General features: G+C 41.2%; 17 protein-coding genes and 1 pseudogene. 9 read left to right on the top strand and 9 right to left on the bottom strand.

All coding sequences use genetic code 11. The annotated features are described in order from the left end of the window. Positions 1 to 15: 15 nt before the first annotated feature. Positions 16 to 531 (bottom strand): hypothetical protein, encoded by a 516-nt coding sequence (locus PESP_RS17815; protein WP_089349370.1) that lies wholly within the window; start codon positions 529 to 531, stop codon positions 16 to 18. 544 nt (positions 532 to 1,075) lie between these two features. Here PESP_RS17815 and PESP_RS17810 point away from each other — a divergent pair. Then, positions 1,076 to 1,561 carry a hypothetical protein gene (locus PESP_RS17810; protein WP_174694401.1) on the top strand — a complete coding sequence of 162 codons (486 nt, stop codon included), beginning with the start codon at positions 1,076 to 1,078 and terminating at the stop codon, positions 1,559 to 1,561. Positions 1,562 to 1,588: 27 nt separating this feature from the next. Here the strand turns inward: PESP_RS17810 and PESP_RS17805 are convergent, their stop codons facing one another. Next, complete coding sequence (locus PESP_RS17805) at positions 1,589 to 2,794, bottom strand: anhydro-N-acetylmuramic acid kinase (RefSeq protein ID WP_089349368.1); 1,206 nt, start codon at positions 2,792 to 2,794, stop codon at positions 1,589 to 1,591. Positions 2,795 to 2,941: 147 nt separating this feature from the next. On the opposite strand from PESP_RS17805, the pseudogene PESP_RS17800 reads away from it, so the two are divergent. From PESP_RS17800 to PESP_RS17790, 3 genes and pseudogenes are all read left to right on the top strand, one after another. After that, positions 2,942 to 3,440: pseudogene (locus PESP_RS17800) on the top strand (GNAT family N-acetyltransferase). Between the two features lie 216 nt (positions 3,441 to 3,656). Further along, a complete protein-coding gene (locus PESP_RS17795; RefSeq protein ID WP_089349367.1) occupies positions 3,657 to 4,685 on the top strand; it encodes an NADP-dependent oxidoreductase in 1,029 nt (342 codons plus the stop codon). A 48-nt stretch (positions 4,686 to 4,733) separates the two neighbouring features. After that, complete coding sequence (locus PESP_RS17790) at positions 4,734 to 5,351, top strand: glutathione S-transferase family protein (RefSeq protein ID WP_089349366.1); 618 nt, start codon at positions 4,734 to 4,736, stop codon at positions 5,349 to 5,351. Between the two features lie 68 nt (positions 5,352 to 5,419). Here PESP_RS17790 and PESP_RS17785 read toward each other — a convergent pair whose 3' ends face one another. Continuing rightward, positions 5,420 to 5,728: a YkgJ family cysteine cluster protein gene (locus PESP_RS17785; protein ID WP_089349365.1), complete on the bottom strand. Its 309-nt coding sequence runs from the start codon at positions 5,726 to 5,728 to the stop codon at positions 5,420 to 5,422. A 45-nt stretch (positions 5,729 to 5,773) separates the two neighbouring features. Beyond that, positions 5,774 to 7,702: a RecQ family ATP-dependent DNA helicase gene (locus tag PESP_RS17780; protein WP_089349364.1), complete on the bottom strand. Its 1,929-nt coding sequence runs from the start codon at positions 7,700 to 7,702 to the stop codon at positions 5,774 to 5,776. Between the two features lie 244 nt (positions 7,703 to 7,946). Here PESP_RS17780 and PESP_RS17775 point away from each other — a divergent pair, with 244 nt between their 5' ends. From PESP_RS17775 to PESP_RS17765, 3 genes are all read left to right on the top strand, one after another. Then, positions 7,947 to 9,251, top strand: a complete 1,305-nt coding sequence (locus PESP_RS17775; protein ID WP_089349363.1) for an NAD(P)/FAD-dependent oxidoreductase — start codon at positions 7,947 to 7,949, stop codon at positions 9,249 to 9,251. 133 nt (positions 9,252 to 9,384) lie between these two features. Continuing rightward, the gene (locus PESP_RS17770; RefSeq protein ID WP_089349362.1) at positions 9,385 to 11,475 is read left to right on the top strand and encodes a cupric reductase; all 2,091 of its coding nucleotides are present in this window, start codon (positions 9,385 to 9,387) and stop codon (positions 11,473 to 11,475) included. Positions 11,476 to 11,587: 112 nt separating this feature from the next. Then, the gene (locus tag PESP_RS17765; RefSeq protein WP_089349361.1) at positions 11,588 to 13,087 is read left to right on the top strand and encodes a phospholipase effector Tle1 domain-containing protein; all 1,500 of its coding nucleotides are present in this window, start codon (positions 11,588 to 11,590) and stop codon (positions 13,085 to 13,087) included. Positions 13,088 to 13,447: 360 nt separating this feature from the next. Here the strand turns inward: PESP_RS17765 and eat are convergent, their stop codons facing one another. Genes eat through PESP_RS17750 form a run of 3 tightly spaced genes read right to left on the bottom strand, consistent with a single transcriptional unit; the run spans position 13,448 to position 17,147 of the window. After that, complete coding sequence (eat, locus tag PESP_RS17760; RefSeq protein WP_089349360.1) at positions 13,448 to 14,851, bottom strand: ethanolamine permease; 1,404 nt, start codon at positions 14,849 to 14,851, stop codon at positions 13,448 to 13,450. A gap of 20 nt (positions 14,852 to 14,871) precedes the next feature. After that, positions 14,872 to 15,744, bottom strand: a complete 873-nt coding sequence (gene eutC / locus PESP_RS17755; protein WP_089349359.1) for an ethanolamine ammonia-lyase subunit EutC — start codon at positions 15,742 to 15,744, stop codon at positions 14,872 to 14,874. Then, positions 15,744 to 17,147, bottom strand: coding sequence for an ethanolamine ammonia-lyase subunit EutB (locus PESP_RS17750; RefSeq protein ID WP_089349358.1), 1,404 nt, complete (start codon positions 17,145 to 17,147; stop codon positions 15,744 to 15,746). The genes eutC and PESP_RS17750 overlap by 1 nt, the downstream gene beginning before the upstream one ends. 219 nt (positions 17,148 to 17,366) lie before the next feature. Here PESP_RS17750 and PESP_RS17745 point away from each other — a divergent pair, with 219 nt between their 5' ends. After that, complete coding sequence (locus tag PESP_RS17745; protein WP_089349357.1) at positions 17,367 to 18,335, top strand: helix-turn-helix domain-containing protein; 969 nt, start codon at positions 17,367 to 17,369, stop codon at positions 18,333 to 18,335. A gap of 675 nt (positions 18,336 to 19,010) precedes the next feature. Then, positions 19,011 to 19,574 (top strand): cytochrome b, encoded by a 564-nt coding sequence (locus PESP_RS17740; protein ID WP_089349356.1) that lies wholly within the window; start codon positions 19,011 to 19,013, stop codon positions 19,572 to 19,574. Between the two features lie 29 nt (positions 19,575 to 19,603). Here the strand turns inward: PESP_RS17740 and arfA are convergent, their stop codons facing one another. Both arfA and PESP_RS17730 read right to left on the bottom strand, forming a co-directional pair. Continuing rightward, positions 19,604 to 19,804 carry an alternative ribosome rescue factor ArfA gene (gene arfA / locus PESP_RS17735; RefSeq protein WP_089349355.1) on the bottom strand — a complete coding sequence of 67 codons (201 nt, stop codon included), beginning with the start codon at positions 19,802 to 19,804 and terminating at the stop codon, positions 19,604 to 19,606. A gap of 173 nt (positions 19,805 to 19,977) precedes the next feature. After that, entirely contained in the window at positions 19,978 to 22,518 is a 2,541-nt protein-coding gene (locus PESP_RS17730) for a TonB-dependent receptor plug domain-containing protein (RefSeq protein WP_089349354.1), read from the bottom strand. Between the last annotated feature and the right edge of the window lie 128 nt (positions 22,519 to 22,646).

The raw sequence follows: 22,646 nt of genomic DNA, 5'->3' as shown, positions 1-22,646 counted from the left end.
AAACCGAGCCAACTGTTACGAATCCGACTTTAATGCTTTGTTAAGTAGCTCTTCAGTGATACTGCGAACTGCTCTTTGAAAATTTAAAACACCATCATAGCTTAATTGCACTCTATCTAGATGAATACAATACAAATCTGGGTTACGGACAATTAAATCGTTTAATGCTTTAGTCTCTTTTGATAGTGACACTCTCCCCGCAATGTGAAGCAAAGAGTTTCTAATTTTTTGAGCATCAGATATTTGCTGATATGCGTGATGCTGCCCAATGTCTGTTTGCAATGTCGTTTTAATATAGGTTTTGAATTTCGTAATTCCAAAACCTTTTTTGTCCAACTCAATATTTAAAGGATTGTACTGTTTCCATAAGAGATATAGCATTTCCTCGAAATGCCCAAACATCATTAGGAATGTTGTGTTTCTCAACTGTTTAGGGAAGTTATTTTCATATATATTCTTCCAATAAACCTTATCTTTGTCAGATAAAGTTTCTATTTCCGGAATATCCTTGACCTTTTCTTTTAAAATCAAATCAAATCAATGTGATTGTGAAAAATAGCAGACCAATTTAGGTTATTTTCCATCATCCATTTAAACATTTCGTGCTGGATAGTATGATACTCCGTATAGCTACTTAACAATTTAATAGTGCGCTCATCGCGCATATTTCTACCGACTTAGCGCTCATTTATCTACTTTATATAGTTTTAACAAATTACCTAAGGTATTACTATTACTAAGTCTTCTAGAGTTTTTAGGTAAAGTTAAATAATCCAATTTGCGCGCAGCGCTCATTTTCATGGATATATGCGCAAAGCGCAGTTTAACCAATCAATTAACGACGATATTTAGCCAATATTAATAACCTGTTATCGCTCATAAACGCCTTATATAGCTCTTCATTCCAGATGTGTGAGAAACCATTCCAAAACCGAATGAGAAAGAACAATAACGATCTTTTTTTATCAAACAACAGCTATTATTCGATTAAGCGCAATTTGTCATAAAACTGCAATCAAAATAGGTGATAATTTAAACTCGAACTGTATTTTTTATAATCTAGAAGTTGAAGTAAATGAGCACACCAATGACGCAACTCACATTTGCGTTACAATCTTTTGAAGATCCCCTTTCTGCGGCTATGGGCCACACTATGGAATACGAGCAGTTAACCTTGCAAGCCAGCGCTATGCACGAAATAACGCTGCAATGCGTATTGCCTGACGACGCCCATGAAAACGATATTATTTCGTTGAGCGCAACGTATCCTAGTGCGCGTGATGCACAATACTTTACTGAAAAAACACTGATTAATGCTGATTTAGAGCGCGGTTATGTGTATTTAACTTTGAGTAAAATTACCCAAAGCCACTGCTTGGTAATGCAATTGATGTTGCATGGCTTAAACGCTACTTTAAAAAATAGTTTGCAGTTTGATATGCAAGTAACTGCATTTGAAGCAGGTTATAAAAAACAGCAACAGCTTAAAAGCCAAGTTAAGCCACACGGCGTTAAAAAATACTTTCGTAATATGAGCTCAAGTTTATTTTCGTTTTTTTAATGTGTTGGTATACAAACTCATAAAACCTTAATCAGCAAAACTTACTTTACCCATAGTAACTCCAGCAATACCCTGCGCAGTGTTATTTAGGTGTTGCTGCTCACCTGCTAGGCACTCGTTGGCTAAAATAGCAAATAGCACGGCTTCTTTGGCATCGGGGTTTATGCTCAAATCATCTGTATTTTTAAACGCTTTTATACTCGGGCACAGCGTATTAAGCTGGGCCATTAATAACGGGTTATGAATACCGCCACCACTTGCGTACACCACACACTCTTTAGCACTTTGCGCGCATTCATTTAACGCATTAGCGATTACCGCCGCGCTAAACATATTTAAAGTTGCCATTACATCTTCATGGCTTAAGTGCTGTGTATTTGTTTGCAGCTGAGCAGCATGCAAATACGCTAAATTAAATACTTCAGGTCCAGTCGTTTTAGGCAGCGCAAGCTTAAAAAATGCGTTGCTACACAATGCATTTAATAAGGGTGTATTTACCTTACCGGTTTTTGCTATTTTTGCACCATCATCAAAATGCATGCCTTTAAAATGCTGCTGCACGTATCCATCCATAATGGTATTACCTGGGCCAATGTCGCTACTAAACACGCTGTTTGCATCACCGCTTTTAGGTAAAAACGTTAAATTAGCAATGCCACCCATGTTTAATAAAATGCGATTTTCATTAGGATTTGCAAAAAATAAGTAATCGCCATATACCGCAAGTGGTGCACCTTCGCCCCCTGCTGCTATGTGCTTTTGCCTAAAATCGCCAATCGTTGTAATGCCGGTGGTAACGGCTATTTGGTCGCTATCGCCAATTTGTAATGTGCCATTAGTAAAGCTTTTATGATTATGCTGCGACTGTGGGCAGTGGTAAATTGTTTGCCCGTGGCTGGCTATTACATCAATACTTGCCGGATTTACCTGCCAAGTATGTAAGCACTGATTAACCATATCGCCATGGAGTTTACCCACCCATGGGTGTAATAGGGTTACAAGTTCTAAATCACACTCTCGTTTGGCAAATACCTGCTTTATTTTAGTTTTGTACTCGTTGTTATATTCAACGGTGGTAAAATTTAAAACCTCAATCTGTGTATTTATACCCGCCCCCGTTACTTTACACAGTGCTACATCGAGCCCATCTAACGAGGTACCGCTCATTAAACCTATAATTAAACGACTTGGCTTTTGGGCACTATTATAAAGGGCGGCTATGTGTGGGTGCATAATGGCATCTTAATCAGGTATCATATTTTGCTTATATTAGAGTACTTTAAAACAAAGTTATAGGCGTAAAGAGTTAATCTTTGTGATTGTACAATCCCTAATTGCTTGCTAAGTTGCCCCGTATGCAACAGACACTTAATTAAAACAATGATCATCCTAAGAGACTTTAAACCACAAGACGCGCCACACATTATTAATACCTTAAACGATGAACAGGTTACGCGTTTTCTATCGTCTAAAATTCCGTTCCCGTATACGCAAGCCGACGCCGACTGGTGGATAAACCAAGGCTCTAAAAATGGGATTATTAAAGCCATTGTTGTAAATGAGCAATTTGCAGGGTGCATTGGCATAACCGCCCGGAGAGTTTGAGTACAACCGCAGTGGCGAAATTGGTTATTGGCTTAATAGTCACTTTTGGGGGCAAGGAATAATAACCCACGCAATTACACAAATTTGCAATGAGGCTTTTAAAAACTCAAATCTAAACCGTATTTTTGGCGCTGTGTTTGCTGGCAATACTGGCTCTATAAAGGCACTGACTAAATGCGGCTTTGAAGCCGAGGCCATACTTAAACAAGCCATTTATAAAGATGGCGTGTTTTACAACAGCCATATTTTTAGCAAACTAAAACAACACAGTTAGCGCATAAATAGCTGCTTGAGATAGGTTTATTATTTAAAGCTCAGATTAAATTATCTTAGCAAAGCTTGAATTAGCAGCCCCCCGCCCAAAACTCCTGTTATAAGGTACAAATTTGTACATACATATACTACTTAGCGCGCATTATTGTTTATGCCAATTAGGTTATTAAACGCATAAACATTCGTTAAGTGGCTTCACCCTCAAAAGGAGATTTTTATGTCTGCGACTAGTCGTCAACTTACTTTAGCATCACGCCCACATGGCGCCCCTACCGATGAAAATTTTGAACTTAAAACAGTAGATTTACCAGCGCTTAAAGATGGCGAAGTGCTACTACGCACTATATACCTTTCACTTGACCCATACATGCGTGGTCGTATGAACGATGCAAAGTCGTATGCAGATCCGGTAAACGTGGGCGATGTAATGGTTGGCGCTACAGTGTGCCAAGTAGAAGAGTCTAAAAACGACAAATTTAGTGAAGGCGAATGGGTGCTTGCGTACACCGGTTGGCAAGACTACGCCATTACTAACGGCGAAGGCCTAATGCAATTAGGTAAAGAACCTGCAAACCCGTCTTATGCGCTTGGTATTATGGGTATGCCTGGCTTTACGGCTTACATGGGCTTACTTGACATTGGCGCGCCAAAAGAAGGCGAAACGGTAGTAGTAGCCGCAGCAACGGGGCCAGTTGGTGCAACAGTTGGTCAAATAGCTAAAATTAAAGGCTGTAAAGTGGTAGGTGTTGCTGGTGGCAGCGAAAAATGTACCCATGCCGTTGAAAAGCTAGGCTTTGATGCCTGTATTGATCACAAAGCCGATGACTTTGCAGAGCAACTAGAAAAAGCCTGTGATAACGGCATAGACGTATATTACGAAAATGTGGGCGGTAAAGTATTCGACGCCGTATTACCCCTACTTAATACCGCAGCACGTGTACCGCTGTGTGGTTTAGTATCGCAGTATAACGCAACAAGCTTACCAGAGGGGCCAGATCGCTTAGGTATGCTTATGGGTCAATTACTTACTAAACGTATTAAAATGCAAGGCTTTATAATTTTTGACGACTACGGCCACCGTTATGACGAGTTTGCACAAGACATGCAAAAATGGCTACAGGATGGCAAAGTTCAATACCGCGAACACATGGTAGAAGGTATTGAAAACACCATAAGCGCATTTAACGATATGCTTAGTGGTAAAAACTTCGGCAAAACCGTTGTTAAAATTAACGAGCCTCTTTAAATTTTACTAAGCGTTATTGCCTATGCAGTAACGCCAACAAGGACTGACATGATAAAACTACACCATTTAAATAAATCGCGTTCTAAACGTATTATTTGGCTTTTAGAAGAGCTAGATGTTGATTACGAAATTGTTGCCTACCAGCGCAATACAGAAACATTTTTAGCGCCTGACGAACTAAAAAAAGTGCACCAATTAGGTAAGTCGCCTGTTATTGAAGACGATGGTTTAATTGTTACTGAATCTGGCGCCATCACCGATTACTTAATTACTAAATACGGTAACGGAAAATTTGCGCCAAAAGCAGGCACCGCTGAATATGTAGATTATCAGCAATGGCTGCACTTTGCTGAAAGCTCAGCTATTTTACCGCTGCTACTTAAAATGTTTGTTTTAAAAGATGGCGCTAAAACAGAGTTTTTAGAAAATTACGCCGATGCAGAAACTGTTAAAGTAATTAGCTATTTTAACGACCGACTACAAGGTAAACGTTATTTAGTAGGCGACACCCTTACCGGTGCCGACATTATGATGTCGTTTATTGTTGAATTAGTTAAAAACTCAGGTCAGCTTGCCCACTTTAAACACCTTGCAAAGTACGATGAGCAATTACAAAGCCACGAGAAGTTTCATACGGCTAATGAGCTAGAAGCTAAATACGATTAATCAGCTTAAGTAAAAAACACAGATAAACCAAAGGGGCTTTTAAGCCCCTTTTTTAGTGCATATGTTTATTAAATACCCGCTATTTCGCGCTCAGTAATACACTCGTTTGAGGCCATTTCGAACTCGCGGCACGTAAGAGGGCGATTTTCGTAAATGGTACACATTAGGGTATTACGGTCGAGTGCTTGGCACCAGCCGTCGTCTGCGCGTTTCATTACTTCGCTGCCCCACTTATCGTAATCAATGTACTGAAAAGGCACGCCGGTGTCGGTCACTATGCGCACTTCTAGTTGGCAGCAGCATGCCTGGCAATTAGCGCAGGTTACAGGCTCAGGTGCAGAGGAAATAGTTTTACTTGGAATAACAGTGTTAGGCATAGTGACTTACTTTTTTGAATAAGCCACTAGGATACAGTAACTAGTTTAACGCGCTAGTAGTTTTGCTTTTATATCGCTGTAACGCATCTGCTCGCACAGCGCAAAACCACTCAGTTGGCGCACTTTATTACGAGCAAATAATGGTACACTCATGCCCGCTAAAAACCGGCACTGCGTTTCAATACCTACATTATGAATACCTTTTGTTGCCATGTGCGCTAAAAATTCATCCACTTTTTGATAAATAACATCATCGGCAATGTGAGCAGGCTCTATTGAATACTCAAGCTTAACAGCATTACCACGGCATACACTACAATGCCCGCATTGCGCTGGCGCATTTTGATCGTCAAAATAACGCGCTAAGTTATAGCTTAAACAACTTTGTAGCTCAAAAAAGCGTACCAGTGCAGCTATACGTTTAATTTCGGCTTGTTCTTTATCGCTAAAGTAGTCATGGAGTTGCTTTGCAAGCTCAGGGTCATTTATAACCTCACTATGCACTTTGTAAACTTGGGTAATACGTTTGGTTTCAAGGGTTATTAGGTTTTTTTCGGCTAGGTAATCAAGCGCTGCTACTACGCGTTTACGGTCAACCTGCGCGGCTTGTGTAAGGGTATCAAAATTAAGCGTGCCCCATATTTTTTTAAAATCGGTATGGCTAAATATTTGTGTTAAAAAGGCTTGGCGCTGCTCGTCAAACTGGCTAAGTAGCTCGTTTTTATCTACCAAAAATTTGTATTTAAAATCGGCGTAATAGGCGTACTGCGGCGTTATTGCGCCTTGCATTTCTAGTTGTACCAGCAAGGTTTTAAGCGCTAGCTGCCTAATATTACTCTCGCTCGATAAGCTGTACTCTTGCATTTCCCATTGCTGCGGCTGGGCTTTAATATCGTTAATTACGTATTCAATGCCACTAAGCTCGGGGGTGTCGCCGTATACAAAGTTTTCGACCGTATTCAGTCCATCTAAATTAGCAAGGGTGTAGCAGTTTGATGGGTTACCATCGCGCCCTGCGCGGCCAATTTCTTGGCTGTAGTTTTCAATCGATTTAGGTAAATCGTAATGTATAACAAAGCGAATATCTGATTTATCAACGCCCATACCAAAGGCAATAGTTGCTACTACTACGTTAATTTTACCCGCCATAAAATCATCTTGAATTTGCCAGCGTAGTGTATCTTCTAGCCCCGCGTGATACGCAACCGCCTGTATACCTTGCGCACTTAGCGTATTAGCCACTTGCTCAGCACTTTGCTGAAGCGTTACATACACAATACCTGGGCCGTTTTGCGCACGCACTATGTTAGTAAGCTCGGTATTTTTATCTGCCGTTTTTATACTTAGCACGCTTAAATCAAGGTTAGCGCGGTAAAAGCCAGTTTGTACAATACACTCAGGTGCAATATTAAAACGCTCGCTCATATCGCGTTTTACTTTTTTAGTGGCTGTGGCGGTAAGTAATAGTACTAGTGGAATATTTAGCTCTTCGCGGTATCGCGGTAGTTTTAAGTAATCGGGTCTAAAGTTATGGCCCCATTCAGATATACAATGCGCTTCGTCTACCACCAGCATAGAAAGCGCAACTTGGCTTATAAACTCTCTAAAACGCTCGTTTTTAAAGCGCTCAACCGACACCATTAATACTTTAATTTTACCATTTCGCACATCGTTCATTACTGTGCTGCTTTGCATTTGGTCTTGGCTTGAATCAAGGCTTGCCGCGTAAATACCTTTGCTATTTAAAAAGCTAATTTGATCTTTCATCAATGCAAGTAAAGGCGATACCACCAAGGTTAAGTTTGGTAAATGCATAGCCGTTAGCTGATAACACAACGACTTACCCGACCCCGTAGGAAATATAGCCAGTGACGATTGCCCATTTAAAAGCTGCTCAATGGTTTGCTGTTGCCCTGTTCTAAATTGGCTAAAACCAAAATGTTGCTCAAGCGACTGTATTAATGGCGAGGTCATAAATAATCCTTTTTGGTGTTTTTAACAGCAATTTAACTGCACAGCTAAACGATAAGAAAGAGAGTATAACTTATATGCCTTTATTCAGCATTTTTTGCTGACATATCCTTTATTTAGGCGCAAACTAATAGCGCAAAAATAAATAGTCGCGTTTGCCAAAAATAACTTTGTCTATACCCAAGTGACCTCAAAATACTAAAAATAATACAGATTATTTGGGTATATTATTTTTGAGGGCAACGTTATGAATATCACTAAACCTAAAATCGTCGTTATAGGCGGTGGCGCTGGTGGATTAGAGCTAGCAACACAATTAGGGCATAAACTAGGAAAGAAAAAACAAGCAGAAATTCTACTAATAGACAAAAACCGTACCCACATATGGAAGCCGTTACTTCACGAAGTAGCGACAGGCTCTATTGACCCCGATTTAGATGGCGTTGTGTATTCAGCACACGCTGCAAAACACCATTATAATTTTCAGCTTGGTACGTTTTGTAATATTGATCAAAGCAATAAAACCATCACTCTTGCGCCGCACCTTGATGAGCTAGGCCACACTATTTTACCAAAGCGCACCGTACGCTACGACCACCTTGTTATTGCCATTGGCAGCGTAAGCAACGACTTTAATACCCCAGGCATAAAAGATCATTGCTACTTTTTAGACTCAAACCAGCAAGCAGAGCGTTTTCAGCATTCACTGCTCGACAGCTTTACCCGCCTACACCAAGACGATAACCAACAGCAATCCTTAAATATTGCTATTGTGGGCGGCGGCGCAACCGGCGTTGAGCTCTCGGCAGAACTGTACCATGTATCTGAATTACTTAAGCTTTACGGCCTTACAAATATGTCGTCTAAACGTTTACATATACACCTAATTGAAGCGGGCCCTCGTATTTTACCCGCCCTACCTGAGCGAATTGCCGTAAGCGCTAAACGTGAGTTACTCAAATTGGGCGTAAACGTGCGAGAGCAAACCTTGGTAAAAGAAGCCACCGAGCAAGGTTTTATAACAAAAGACGAAGAACACATAGATGCCGACATAATGGTATGGGCCGCAGGCGTAAAAGCGCCAGACTTTATTAAAGAGTTAGGTGTTTTTGAGCTTACCCGTAGTAACCAAATTCAGGTTAACGAGTTTTTACAAAGCACCGTGGATGAGAGCATTTTTGTCATTGGCGATTGCTGCGCCTTTACCCAAGAAGACGGAAAACTTGTACCGCCACGCGCACAATCGGCTCATCAAATGGCCCTATGTGTAGAAAAAAATCTCATTGCCACTTTAAAGCAACAGCCACTATGCGGCTTTAAATATAGTGACCATGGTTCACTCGTTAACTTATCGCGATACAGCACGGTAGGTAATTTAATGGGTAACTTAACCAGCAACACCTTTTTTATAGAAGGTAAAATTGCTCGCTTTATGTATATATCGCTGTATCGCATGCATCAACGTGCCATACACGGCAGCGCAAAAACGTTTGCGTTATGGATAAGCGAAAAAGTACTACGTGTTGTGCGCCCTAAAATGAAATTGCATTAATACGTAAACACAACGGCTAAGTAATCAAAAGCTTTAAGAGGTAGTATTATTTCTTAAAGCTTTTTTGCACTATGCGTATCTAAAATAGTACCATGTAGATAAATATATTTGTGAATTCAAAGGATTGGCGTTGATGAAAAAAGTACTTTTTGGGATTGTAACAATCACTGCCTTGGCCGTTTATTTTTTTCAAACTCAACCACACACTGAAGCTGTAGGACAAGCAGAACAAGTGGACCCAATCACAGCTGAGCCTAATGTAGTTAATAAAAAGCAGCCAAATAAAGGCTCACCACTACAGATTGTCAACGACCTAAAAAAACAAATTAGTCTGTGTAGAGATCAGTCACAACAGCAAAGCACTAAAGTACAAATATTAAATCAGTCGCTTGTTTCATTTTTTGTAAGAGAACTTAAAAAAGGGACATCGGTATCCACGCTTTTAAAGTATTCAAAGTTATCAGAGCTTAATCAGCGTAAATACATTGCCCTTTTAAAAGATGCCATTGTTGCGGAGCAAAAGCAGCAGCTTAACATTACCCGCTCTTTAAACGAGTTAGCTAATTGGCAAGGCATTGAGGCAATTAAGGGCTTCACCAATGAAAAATTAAAAGAAGTGATTCAACAGCTTGGAGATAATAAACATAGCCCTCCGGGGCTTACTCTGAGCGTCCCCCTTGATGAAAATGTACAAAAAGAAACCCTTTACGCTTTATTAAGCAACACCGATACATTTACAACTTATGTGCAGTCGTTTATTAAACTTGAGGGCAGTGAACTTATATCTCCTGCGACATTATTTGTGCTTAACGCAAATAAACTCTCACTTAAAGAATTTGAGCAGGCAATTTCATCAAACCAATTTACAGTGAATGAAGTGGCTACGGCTATAAAAAACGATATTCCTAATGAGTATATTATTGCGCTTTTGCAGCAAGTTCCCGTGCTGGATGCCATGCCGTTATACGAAAAAAACACTGTTTTATATAACTTAGCTGATATTGCGGTCAGTAAATTTAATTTACCCCTTGTAAAAGCACTGCAACAAAAAGGGATTGTGCCAACCAACGAGCCAGGCTTATTCACAGGGTTAGATGTGGCTATTGTAAACCTGCCTAAAAGCGCTAACTTAACCCTAGCCCCACTAAATACTAAGCACACTGAGCTTTTAGACTACCTTAAAGAGCGTGGATACAAAGCACATAGCGGCAATGCGAATAACGACCTAAATAGCAAAGGGGTATTTTTTGTAAACGATTTTATTTACCAGCAAGGCGCCTATATTAATGAGCAAGACAACCCCGCGCAATACGCTTACTTTAGCCCCATAGAGGAAATAAGCAATGCAGAACTACCTAAAGTAACAACGGCTGATAACTCTGACATAGCTAGCTTTTTAATAGACATAGAACAACAAAAAAATGAGCTACAAACTCGCAATAACAACTGTAATGACTTACATAAAAATTTAAGAACAGCCGAACAGTTAGTTGGAATAAGGCAAGCTTATAACCAAGTTCGCAATGCAAATGAAGAACACGGTGATCAAAGCGCAGCTGTTTTGCACGCAATAGACCCAGTGTTAGCTAACTATTGGTATAGTATGAAATCCAACCAGATTTCAAACGATACAAGCCAAAGCACATTTAGCGAATATTTATCTAAAGAGCAATACCAAAAAGCGTATGAATACAGCCTCAGCACAGTATTAACTCAAGCCGAAACCGACACGCTTTTTTATTTATTACTGTTAAAGCCTGATGATTTAATCACTATTTGGCAAAGCCGAGTTGAGCCTAAGCTACCGAGTAAGTTAACACGATTAAGCCTCTTTTCACTTAATGATTGGCAAGCACTTGCAGAGGCGGGTTTTGATTTTTCAGTGACTGACGTGTATGGCCGCGATGTATACTTACAGGCAATGTTTGCCTCAAACGATATAGTGCAATTTTTAATAGATAATAAAATTCCCACTAATGCTAAAAAGCGGGGGGTAGATATACTCGACCTAGCGCTAGAACAAAGCTATAAGCAAGGAAAATTAAGTAAAGCAGTTCCTTTAGCGCTTAAGCTAGTCAAGGAGTTTGAGCCAAACCACTTAGCCCGCGTAGCACGATTAAAAATGTTTTACCCTGAGGCTTATCAGCAATTAATTCAGCTAAACCCAGCGCTTAAGCCTGCCAAGGGCACAGAGCTAAATCATTATATGTTTAATAATCACTAAATAACCCTTTATGCACGCTAACGCCACTTAGCGTGCTATTTATCAAAATTAATGTCTTTAATATTTAACATTGCCTGTGTAGAGTATTTAAAACAATTAAAGGGTTAGGGCTATGACGGGTAAAACGCTAATTTTTAATTTTGATGGTACGGGCAGCGAGCCCCGCGATGCAGAACAAGTTAGCTCAGCGCATTTTAAAGAAGACAGTAGTATTTCTAATATTCTTAAGCTGCATTTATTACTCGGCGGCAAGCTTGATGGCTCCCCTACCACACCCTTTACAAACCAGCTTAGCTTTTATTACCAAGGTATAGGCACAAAAGGCAGCCGTTTAAAGCGTATTTTAAATCAAACCTTAGCCCCGCGCGGTGATGATGTAGCAAGTATTTTAAATCAAGCAATTACTGATTTTAAAACACACTACCAAATGGGCGACACCCTACTCCTTAGCGGTTTTAGCCGAGGAGGCGCACTTGCTAGGCGCTTTGCAAAATGCCTAGAGCCTTTAATTAGTAATAATATTTATGTGTGCGCGTTTGATACTGTGGCCTCTATTGGCTTTTCAAAAGTAAGTAAAGCAACACGCGGCGCTGAACACGTTATTTTTGAAAACCACACTATCGCTAGTAATATTACGCAGGCGCTGCATTGTGTGGCCCTTGATGAAAAACGCCGGGCGTTTGAACCCACCCTAATGAACCATCAAGCTAATATTACTGAACTTTGGTTTGCAGGGGCGCACTCCGATATTGGGGGTGGATACTACCGTGATGGACTCGCTGATATTTGCCTGCGTTATGCGCTTGAGTGGTTAATTGATCAGCCACTTAATATATCGTTATTAACCAGCCACGATATCGACTACAGCGCATTACTCCCTAATAGCAACATAGTCGATCAGGATGATGTAACAGTTACTCCCGATTCGCTTGCATTAAGTCATCAACAAAATTACTTTTGGTTTAACCCGTTTTTTAAATTGGTTGATAGGCAATGTTATGTACTTATTGATGACCAAGTCAGTCAGCTTGAGCCATTAGTTCACCAAAGTGTAGCTACACGTATTAATAAGCTCACCAGTTATCGCCCTGAATCACTTAAAAAATGCCATTACAAAATAAGTTATAACGATGGTACAACACTAAGCTTTGTAGGATTAAGCCAACATATAGCACTTGAAAATCAAAACATGAGTGTATTGCAGCCTAACCAAAGCCACGATGTAATGGTGTTTGCCAGCGAAGCACATAACAATACCGGCCTTATGTTAGAGGCAGGTGCCACTTACGCGTTTACACCCTACCCTGATCAGTACTGGTACGACGATGGCGTAAAATGCACGCCAAGTGGGTGGCATCGAGACAACGTACAACTCGGCGTAAAAGAAATCCCCATGGCCTTACTTGAACCTTTTAGGCGCTTGCCAAGTGCTCAGTGGTTTACTTTAGTTGGTGCTATAAATAACAACGACGGGGATTTATTTGAAATAGCCAATGGTGCAACGGTTACCCTAACTAAATCAGGAGAATTTACCCCATTTGCCAACGACCTAAGCCGCTTTTATGGCGCTAATGCAGGTAAAATAAAAGTAAAAGTAACTCGGCTAAAATAACGAAAAATACAATGCGTAATTACAAACGACTAAGTCACACTTAGGTTAATTAAGCGCCAAGCGCACAGCTTGCTGACACGATGGGCATGTTGTTTTTATGGCTATTGTCGCTTCTCAGTTTCTACTCTTTGTGCATTTATGTTTTAAAGATCAATAATTCACAAAGAGGATAAGAGACGCTGCGCTTTTAGAGGAGTAACAAGCCACTTTATACATGGAATTAGATGCTTAATCTTGCGCGAGCAAGCTCTACGCCTACCGCCAACATTAACACAAAGGTTAAATTAACTAGTAGGCGCTTAGCTTGCTGGCGCGATGGGCGATAGCGCGTATTATTTATAGATATCGCCGTTAGCTCGCTCAGTTTGACGCTGCTAAATCCGCTTCAGCATCGGCAAGCATTGCAAACTCTTCATCTGCACTTTTAGCTACTAAATGCTTTGCGCTATAGCCAAAGTAATAAGCTGCGCCAATAACAAATAGGACTACCGTGTATAAAAATGCACGAGGGTCGAACGCATATACACCCGTTAATGCAATGAGCGATAACACCAATGCAATGCCGGATGTAACCATACCGCCCGGTGTTTTATAAGGGCGTACTAAATCGGGTTGTTTTATACGTAGCATAATATGGCTAAGCGCCATTAATGCATACGATACTGTTGCACCGACTACCGCCATAGCTAATATTAAATCGCCCTCACCGCTAAGTGATACAACAAAGCCAAATATAGCAGGTACAATTAGCGCACGCGCGGGTACTTTACGCGCTGTGGTAATTGATAACGAACGCGGTAAATAGCCTGCACGCGAAAGTGCAAACACTAAGCGGCTATAGCCATAAATAATTGAGAAAAACGATGCAACCAAACCAGCTAAGCCTAAAATATTTACGGCTGTTGCTAAGCTTGTGTTACCCGTTACATTAAGCGCATCTACCAGTGGTACGGCGCTTGAACCCATAGCTTGAGCACCTGCAGCACCGGGTACTAATACAACAACCAGTAATGCCGTAAACAGTAAAAATAACATAGCGCCAATAATGCCTTTAGGTACATCTTTGGCAGGGTCTTTAGCTTCTTCGGCGGCCAGCGGCACACCTTCAACAGCTAAAAATAGCCACATAGCAAATGGTAATGCAGCCCACACGCCATACCAACCAAGCGGTAAAAAGTCGCTTGCACCTGCCGCGTCGGTTACAGCTACATCAAATAAGTTTGAGGCGTCAAAGTTAGTAATAAGTACAACAGCCGTTGCAATAATAGCCAATACAGCTAAGCCACTGATCACCATCATCACTTTTAAGGCTTCGCCAACACCCGCTAAGTGAATACCCACAAACGCCAAATAAAACAGTGCATAAACCCACGGGCCATTAAAACCCGTTAAAGCTTCTACTGCTGAGCCAATAAATATAACAATCGCGGCGGGGGCTAGTGCGTATTCAATTAATACCGCAAGGCCCGTTAAATAGCCCCCAGCAGGCCCCATTGCTTGTCGCGCAAAACTGTAACCACCACCGGCAGCAGGAATAGCAGCCGACATTTCAGCAAGCGACAACACAAGCGTTAAATACATTATTGCCATTAGCACGGCAGCTATTGCAAAACCGCCCCATCCGGCTTCTGCTATACCAAAGTTCCAACCAGCAAAATCTCCCGATATTACATACGACACACCTAAACCAGCAAGTAATAGCCAGCCAGCGGTGCCGCCTTTTAACTGCCTTTGTGCAAGATACTCTTTATTGTTATTAGACATTTTGACCTCTTTTTATAGTTTTATTCCGCGATTAAAAAATTAGTTGTTTGAACCTGGTGCTCAATTACATCGTCTTGAGTTCTGTCTTTTAAATTAACCCCTGTAAGCCCAAGCTTTTTAGCCTCTTGCAGCAAATACACAGCTCTTCGAGCGGCTTCAGAGTAACTAAGCCCTGCAGGGCGAATATTAGAAATACAATTACGGCACGCATCGTTAAGCCCCGTTTTTGGCTCCCACGTTAAATAAAGGCCTAGACTGTCGGGCGAACTAAGCCCGGGGCGCTCACCAATGAGTACCATTACAACTTGTGCGTTTAACAGCTCGCCAATGTCATCACCAATCGCTACGCGACCTTGCTCTACAAGCGTTATAGGCGCTAATTTATAAGACATTGAATTGCTGTGTAATTGGCTAAGCAGCTCGCTAATAAACGGCGCAGCATTTTTTTGTACCGCTAAAGACGAAAGCCCATCTACCACTACAATGGCTAAATCATATTGCGCCTGAGTACTGTTTTGCCTACTTTGCATACTGTTTAAAAGCGTTGTACGCCCTGCTTCGTTTAGCTTTCGGCCTAAATCGGGGCGCTGCAAATAGGTAACCCGATCCACAGCCTCGCTTTGCACACTCAAAGGTTTATCTACACCGCTAAGCGCATCAATAGCACTGAGTGTTTTTGTCATTTCGTTAATATCTAACGGAAAGTTAACCGCATCGCGCGCCTGAGCATGTGATAACTGAAACGCTAGCATTTCAGCTGTAGGTAAACTTATACCCGCTCGGCCAAGGCCAATTCGGGCATCGGTAAAGCGGCGTAAATCGCTCCATGGGTTTTCAACCACTTTACCGTTATTTATATGATGGTTTGTTTTTATAGGCTCAACAGCTTTCATCACATCCCTCCTTGCACAGATTTTAAAGGCTTAGCAAATGCGCTTGGTAAGGTATTTGATAAAATAGACTCGGTGGTATTTTCCATAATTTTCATTTTACTTAGCCATGCTCCAAACTCGGGGGCAGGGCGAGAGCCTAAAACCCGGCGCACATAGAGCGCATCATGAAATGAGGTCGTTTGGTAGTTAAGCATTATGTCGTCCGAACCTGGAATTCCCATAACAAACGAGCAACCCGCCACGCCTAGTAAGGTGAGTAAGTTATCCATATCGTTTTGGTCGGCTTCGGCGTGGTTGGTGTAACACACATCACACCCCATAGGTATGCCCAAGAGCTTGGCGCAAAAGTGATCTTCAAGGCCTGCGCGAGTAATTTCTTTACCATCAAATAAGTACTCAGGGCCAATAAACCCCACAACGGTATTAACTAATAAAGGGTTAAACTTACGCGCTACAGCATAAGCACGTGCCTCACAGGTTTGTTGATCAAGCCCATGGTGCGCATTTGCCGAAAGCGAGCTGCCTTGCCCGGTTTCAAAATACATTACATTATTGCCAACCGTGCCTCGCTTTAAGCTAAGCGCAGCATCTTGCGCCTCTGCTAACGTATTTAAATTGAAACCAAAGCTTGAATTTGTAGCCTCTGTACCGCCTATTGACTGAAAAACTAAATCAACCGGCGCGCCTGCTTCTATGCACTCTATGGTGTTAGTTACATGGGTAAGCACGCAGCTTTGTGTTGGAATTTCGTATTTTTGAATCACATCATCCATCAGCGTCATAAGCTTAATGGCTTGCGCTACGTTATCGGTTGCAGGGTTAATTCCTATAACCGCATCGCCATTGCCGTATAAAAGCCCATCGAGCATACATGCGGCTATACCATTTATGTCATCAGTTGGGTGGTTTGGTTGCAAACGCGTAGATAAATGCCCTGGCAAACCTATGGTATTTCTAAATGCACTTTTTACATGGCATTTTTTAGCAACTAAAATAAGATCCTGATTACGCATTATTTTACTCACCGCAGCGGCCATTTCTGGTGTAATGGCTTGCCTTACACTTGCAAGCACCGCAGGGGTGGCATAATCACTTAATAGCCAGTTTCTAAAATCTCCCACGGTTAAGTGCGATATAAGCGAAAATGCGTTTGCATCGTGCTCATCAATTATTAAGCGTGTAATTTCGTCTTGTTCGTAGGGAATAAGTACTTCATTCAAAAATGTTTTAAGCGGTACTTCGGCCAATGTCATTTGTGCTACAGCACGTTCTTGCGCCGATTGTGCAATCACTCCCGCTAACCTATCACCCGAGCGCTGAGGCGTAGCTTTAGCCATTAACTGCGCTAAACTCTTGAATTTATAAGTATGTGTTCCTAACGTATAACTGTACGCATGCCCCATGATTTACTCCGCATAACTAATATTACAAACCTTGGTATAGGTCTTGCCTTATATAAGCTATAAATCAATTTTGAATAGTCACAAGGGAGCTTAATTTGTACCAAGTGACTATCGAATTTTGGCAAATCACGTTTTATTATTTTATTTCAGTAAGTTGCTGCCTTTATTTGGCACTAACTTAAACTAAAAATATGTTTACTTTAAAAGAGCATCACCTATATGGCGCAGCAAGGCAGCAACAACGCACCACAAAAGAGCAAGGTATATACGCACGATATTGACGAGCAAGCGCATAACCTCACTCAGTGGCAACAAAAGTACGACCAAGTAAGCGATGGCAGCTTTTTTGGCTGTATAGAAGGTGTTAATTACAGCGATATTCATGCTTTTAAAGAATACACCGAGCGCTCACTTCGTCAGCAATGCAACATAGCGCCTAACTCTATTTGGCTTGGAATACCGAGTCAGTCGCAACAAAGCAAAATTAATGGCCTTGATGTAGCGAGCAATCAATTTATGTGCCGTACAAGCAATAGCGACTTTGAACTAATTACGCCAGAGCAATTTGATATTTACGGTTTGGTTATTGATTGGCATTCAATTGAGTACATGGCGCAGTTACAAGGCGTAACAATTAAAAATTTATCATCAGCACAATCTGCTCGTTTGTCAGTAAGTGACTCCTCACTGCAAACGGCAAGGCAAATTATTAACAGTATGGTGGTAAATAAAGGCTTTGGGCTTAGGCCAGAGTCTCAGCAAGATATGCTCAGCATGCTAGCACTTCACTTATTGCAAGCCGATAACCCGCAGCAAAACATTGCCCCAAGTTATAAACACCGCAAAGCGGTGGTCGATAAAGTTAAAGAGTACGTGGCAGCCAACCCACAAAGAACAATTACTATAACTGAGCTTTGCGAGCTTACTTTTGTTAGTAGACGTACTTTGCAGTACAGCTTTGAAAGTATATTAGGTATTAATCCGCTTAGGTTTTTGCGTTTAACCCGACTTAACAATGTCAGGCGCGAACTTAAATTGGTCGGTCAAACCAAGCCAATTTCAACCATAGCAGCCAATTGGGGATTTTGGCATGCCGGGCAATTTACCAAAGACTACACTCAGTTATTTGGCGAAAACCCATCACAAACAATTGCAAATAATTTAAAAGAAGGTGGCTTAGATTATTAGATGCTGCGCATCTCGCGTGAGCAAGCTCTACGCCTACCGCCCAAATTAACACCGAGTAAATTACCTGTAGACGCGCAGCTTGCTGGCGTGACGAGCGATAGCTCGTAAATAAAGTAAATTGATTCACAAAGAGGTTTTTAAGTGCTTCGCTTTTAGAGAAGTAACTAGCATCTTGTTTGAGCACGCTTTTCGCCTAGCGCCAAAATTAACTCAACGGTAAATTCCCTGTAGACACGCAGCTTGCTGGCGTGACGAGCGATAGCTCGTAAATAAAGCCAATTTATTCACAAAGAGGTTAAGAGGCGCTTCGCTGTTAGAGAAGTAACTAGCATTTTGTTTGAGCACGCTTTTCGCCTACAACTTTCACTTCTCATTTACTCCTCATTCTCTTCTCTTTGTGCATTTTTTATTAAAGATCAATGAGTCACAAAGAAGTTTAGATGCGCTTCGCTTTATCGAATATATCACTTAAGTAATTAAATGCTTCGCACCTCGCTTGAGAAAGCTCTAAGCCTACCGACAAAATTAACATCAAGAAAATTATTTTCTAGACGCCAATTTCGTTAACCCTACTTTAACCTTCTATGATTTAAGCTAACTGCATTAATGTAGTTTGTTCAATTGTATAACTACATATTAAAAACTTTTTGAGTATTAACGTTAGGAATAGACTGTATGAAACTTATAAAAGATACACCCCTCACGCTGAGCAAAACCACAATCAGCCTACATTGGATTGTAGCGGTACTTATTATTGGGTTATTAGGCTCAGGGCTGTACATGGAAAACTTTGAAGCGTTTTTTCTTATGAGCTGGCATAAATCGTTTGGGGTATTACTCTTTGCTTTTGCTTTATTAAGGGTAACGTGGCGCATTATAAATGGTTGGCCAAAACACACTAATACTCATCCACAGTATGAAATGATACTCGCTAAAGTTATTCATTACGTATTGATAATTAGCATGTTATTAATGCCAATTTCAGGATTAATAACCTCAGGTATGGGCGGGCATGGCGTAGACCTATTCGGGCTAGAAATTATTCCGCATAATCCTAACCCAGAAAACCCACAAAGAAGCATGCCATTTAGCGAAAGCTGGTCAGATTTAGGTAAAACCGTTCACGGCATAACAGCTAATGCGCTATTAGTTGCGCTAGGCTTGCACATAGTTGGCGCTATAAAACATCATGTTATAGATAAAGACAACACACTTACCCGCATGCTGGGCAAAAAGTAATTTAAAAAGTCTTATTTGATCGGTGCTATTTAAGCCGCGATTAAATAAGACTCTCGTCCTACGTGTTTGTTGCTGCGTTTAAACGAGCCTTTCCCTTTTTTAGCTTTTACTACTTGTGGTTTAAACACTTTAGAGGTTACTAGAGCCGCAAGCGCATTATGATTAATAACCCCTCGGCCGGTGTCTACCGCGCTTTTATTTACTGATTTGTTTTTCGGTTTTTTAGCCATTTTATTTCCTATTTTGACTGTGAGTTTCTTCTTTAAGAAGTGGCGATTGTATGCCTAATTTTCAAGCTTGCAAGTATTTTTATCATTGCACAACACTATTTTTTTTATAATAAATAAACATAAAAAAAGCGCAGTAAATAACTGCGCTAATTAACAATATTTAGCTCAAATAATTAAAATTCAAAGCTTACTTTTGCATAGTAAGTGCGCCCGTCAAAGCCATAAGGCAATGCACGTACAGGGTATTTAAACGCACCATTGGTGATAAAGTTAAGTACTTCGTCGTCACCTAATTCATCTGGTGTTTCATCAAATACGTTATCGGCGCCCACTGATAAATTAAATATTTCGTTAATTTGGTAGCTAACGTTTAAATCCACTAATACAGCTGATTCAACCGTGCTTGTTGGTTTAAACGAACCCGTTGGCGAAAGCTCTCCTGGTAAAGGGATGTGGTCGTTACCAAAGTACTTAACGTCTGTTTCGCCAAAGTAGTTAAAACGAAGTGTTGTTTGATACGCATCACGCTCGTAATCAAACGTTAATGTTGCACGTTCACTTGGCTGCCCATCAGTGAAAAAGCTACGTTGTAAATCATCAAACGCAACCGACTCAGGAATGCCCTCTTCGGCATTTACGTTATCAATTTTAGTGTCGTTTAAGTTACCAGCAAAGGTTACACCAAAGTTTCCGCCTTCAACTTCTGTACGGTAAGATGCAATAATATCAACACCTTGCGTAGTTGAGTCTACAGAGTTTGAAAAGTAGTTAGCTTGCACTGCGCCTGTTGCTTGTAAAGCGGCTACGGCTTCATCGCTAAAGGCAACATCCTCTGCAGAAAGTAAACTACCAAGCGTAATACGGTCTTTAATTTCTACGCGGTAAAAATCAACCGTTAACGAAAGCTCGCTTGTTACATCGTAAACAAAACCTGCGCTGTAGTTAGTTGATGTTTCAAGCTCTAGGCTATCAACCCCTAATGCACTAGGAAAAGCAGTACCCGTATTTGCAGTGAACGACTGCGTAAGTGTTCCATCAGAACCTAGGTTAGTTGTAAATGCTGTATAACCACTTTGTTGAAGCGAAGGTGCTCTAAAGCCAGTAGATACCGCACCGCGTACAGCAAAGTCATCGTTAAATTCATAACGTGTGGCTAATTTACCAATTAAATCGTCACCCGCATCTGAAAAGTCTTCGTAGCGCAGCGCACCACTTACGTTCCATGCGTCAGTGATCATAGTTTCTACGTCTACATAAAACGCGTGACTGTTGCGATCGCTCTCATTGGTTGCCTCTGGGCGCAGGCCGTTATATGCCTGAAAACCACACTCTGCAAATTGATCAGGATCGTTTACTGATGGGTACGAAGCATCGGTATTCGCAAGGCCACATGCGTACGAAGCTTCATCGCCTGGTACTATTTCATAGTTTTCTTTACGGTATTCTGCACCAATAGTCACATATAAAGGCTCACTTCTACCGATATCTACAATACCGTTTACATCTAAATTAACCGTAGTTTGATCAAACCTAAAGCCACCAGAGTAGCCGCCGGTAGGGCCTGCATTTGCTGCTATATCGGCATCGCTTGCATCTGGGTTATTAAATACATATTCAGCGGCATAAGAGGCGTTAATAGTGTTACGAGAAGTAAAATCATACTCGTTTTCACCATACACAGCCGACACATCGTAATTCCAATCTGGATTAATATCGCCTTTAAAGCCTACTGCTAGGGATATATCTTGTGCTTCGTTATAAATACGCGGTAAAAAGCCATCGCTGTACACTTGAGTTACGTTTTTAGACGCTTCATTAAAATTGCGGTAAAAGCCATTACCTAGTGCAGTACGCTCAGAGTAGCCACCAAACGAGTAAAGCTCGCCATCGCCCATTGGTAATGCCATATTGTAAAATAGTGAGGTAAATTCACTTTCTGAATTACCTTGGCCCCAACGTACATCCTCACTTAGCGTGCCTGGTTCAACATTTAACGAGCCACCTGTATCGCGCTCAGCTCTATTTGTGCCATCGGCATCACGGTATTCAAGTGATAAATTAATAAAACCGCCTTCGCTACCTAAATCAAAACCACGATTTAAACCTGCAGAAAGCGTATCGCCGTCACCTTCACTGGTGCCACCGTACTGAACGTAACCAGTGGTTACACCCGTTGAATTATTAAGTGATAAGTTAATTACGCCCGCAATTGCATCTGAGCCGTACTGCGCTGCTGCGCCATCACGTAATACTTCTACACCTTTAAGTGCAGTAAGCGGAATCGCGTTCATATCGGTACCGGCAGCACCCGCACCTACAGTGCCGTTAAGGCCAAAAATAGATTGATTATGGCGACGTTTACCATTTACCAAAACTAACGTTTGATCAGGCTGTAAACCACGAAGCGTGGCAGGTCTAAATAAATCCGAGCCATCAGATACCTGCGTACGCGAAAAGTTAAACGAAGGCGCTGTTGCTTGCAGGCTTTGCCCTAACTCTGTAAAGCCACCTTTATTTAAATCATCTGCGTCTATTAAATCTATAGGTGACGAAGACTCAGTTGAGGTACGGTTAGAAACGCGCGACCCCAATACAGATATTTGTTCTATGTTTTGCTGCGCCTGAACAGGCGCTTCTTGTGCGTTTACAATGCTCGGTGCGCTAAAAGCAAACGCAACGGCTGCAGCTAATGTGTTTAAACGGTATGTTGACATAGTGACGACCCTGAATAGTGTGTTCTTAAAATTTGTTATGGCGATGTAACACCTCGCTAAGTGAGAACATCCTAGCAACATATGCAAACAAAAAGAAATAAAAAAAACTAAACAATAGGTCTAAGTAT

It is taken from the genome of Pseudoalteromonas espejiana DSM 9414 (genome assembly GCF_002221525.1).
Taxonomy (GTDB): Bacteria; Pseudomonadota; Gammaproteobacteria; order Enterobacterales; family Alteromonadaceae; genus Pseudoalteromonas; species Pseudoalteromonas espejiana.
This window is presented reverse-complemented; position numbering and strand designations above follow the sequence as displayed.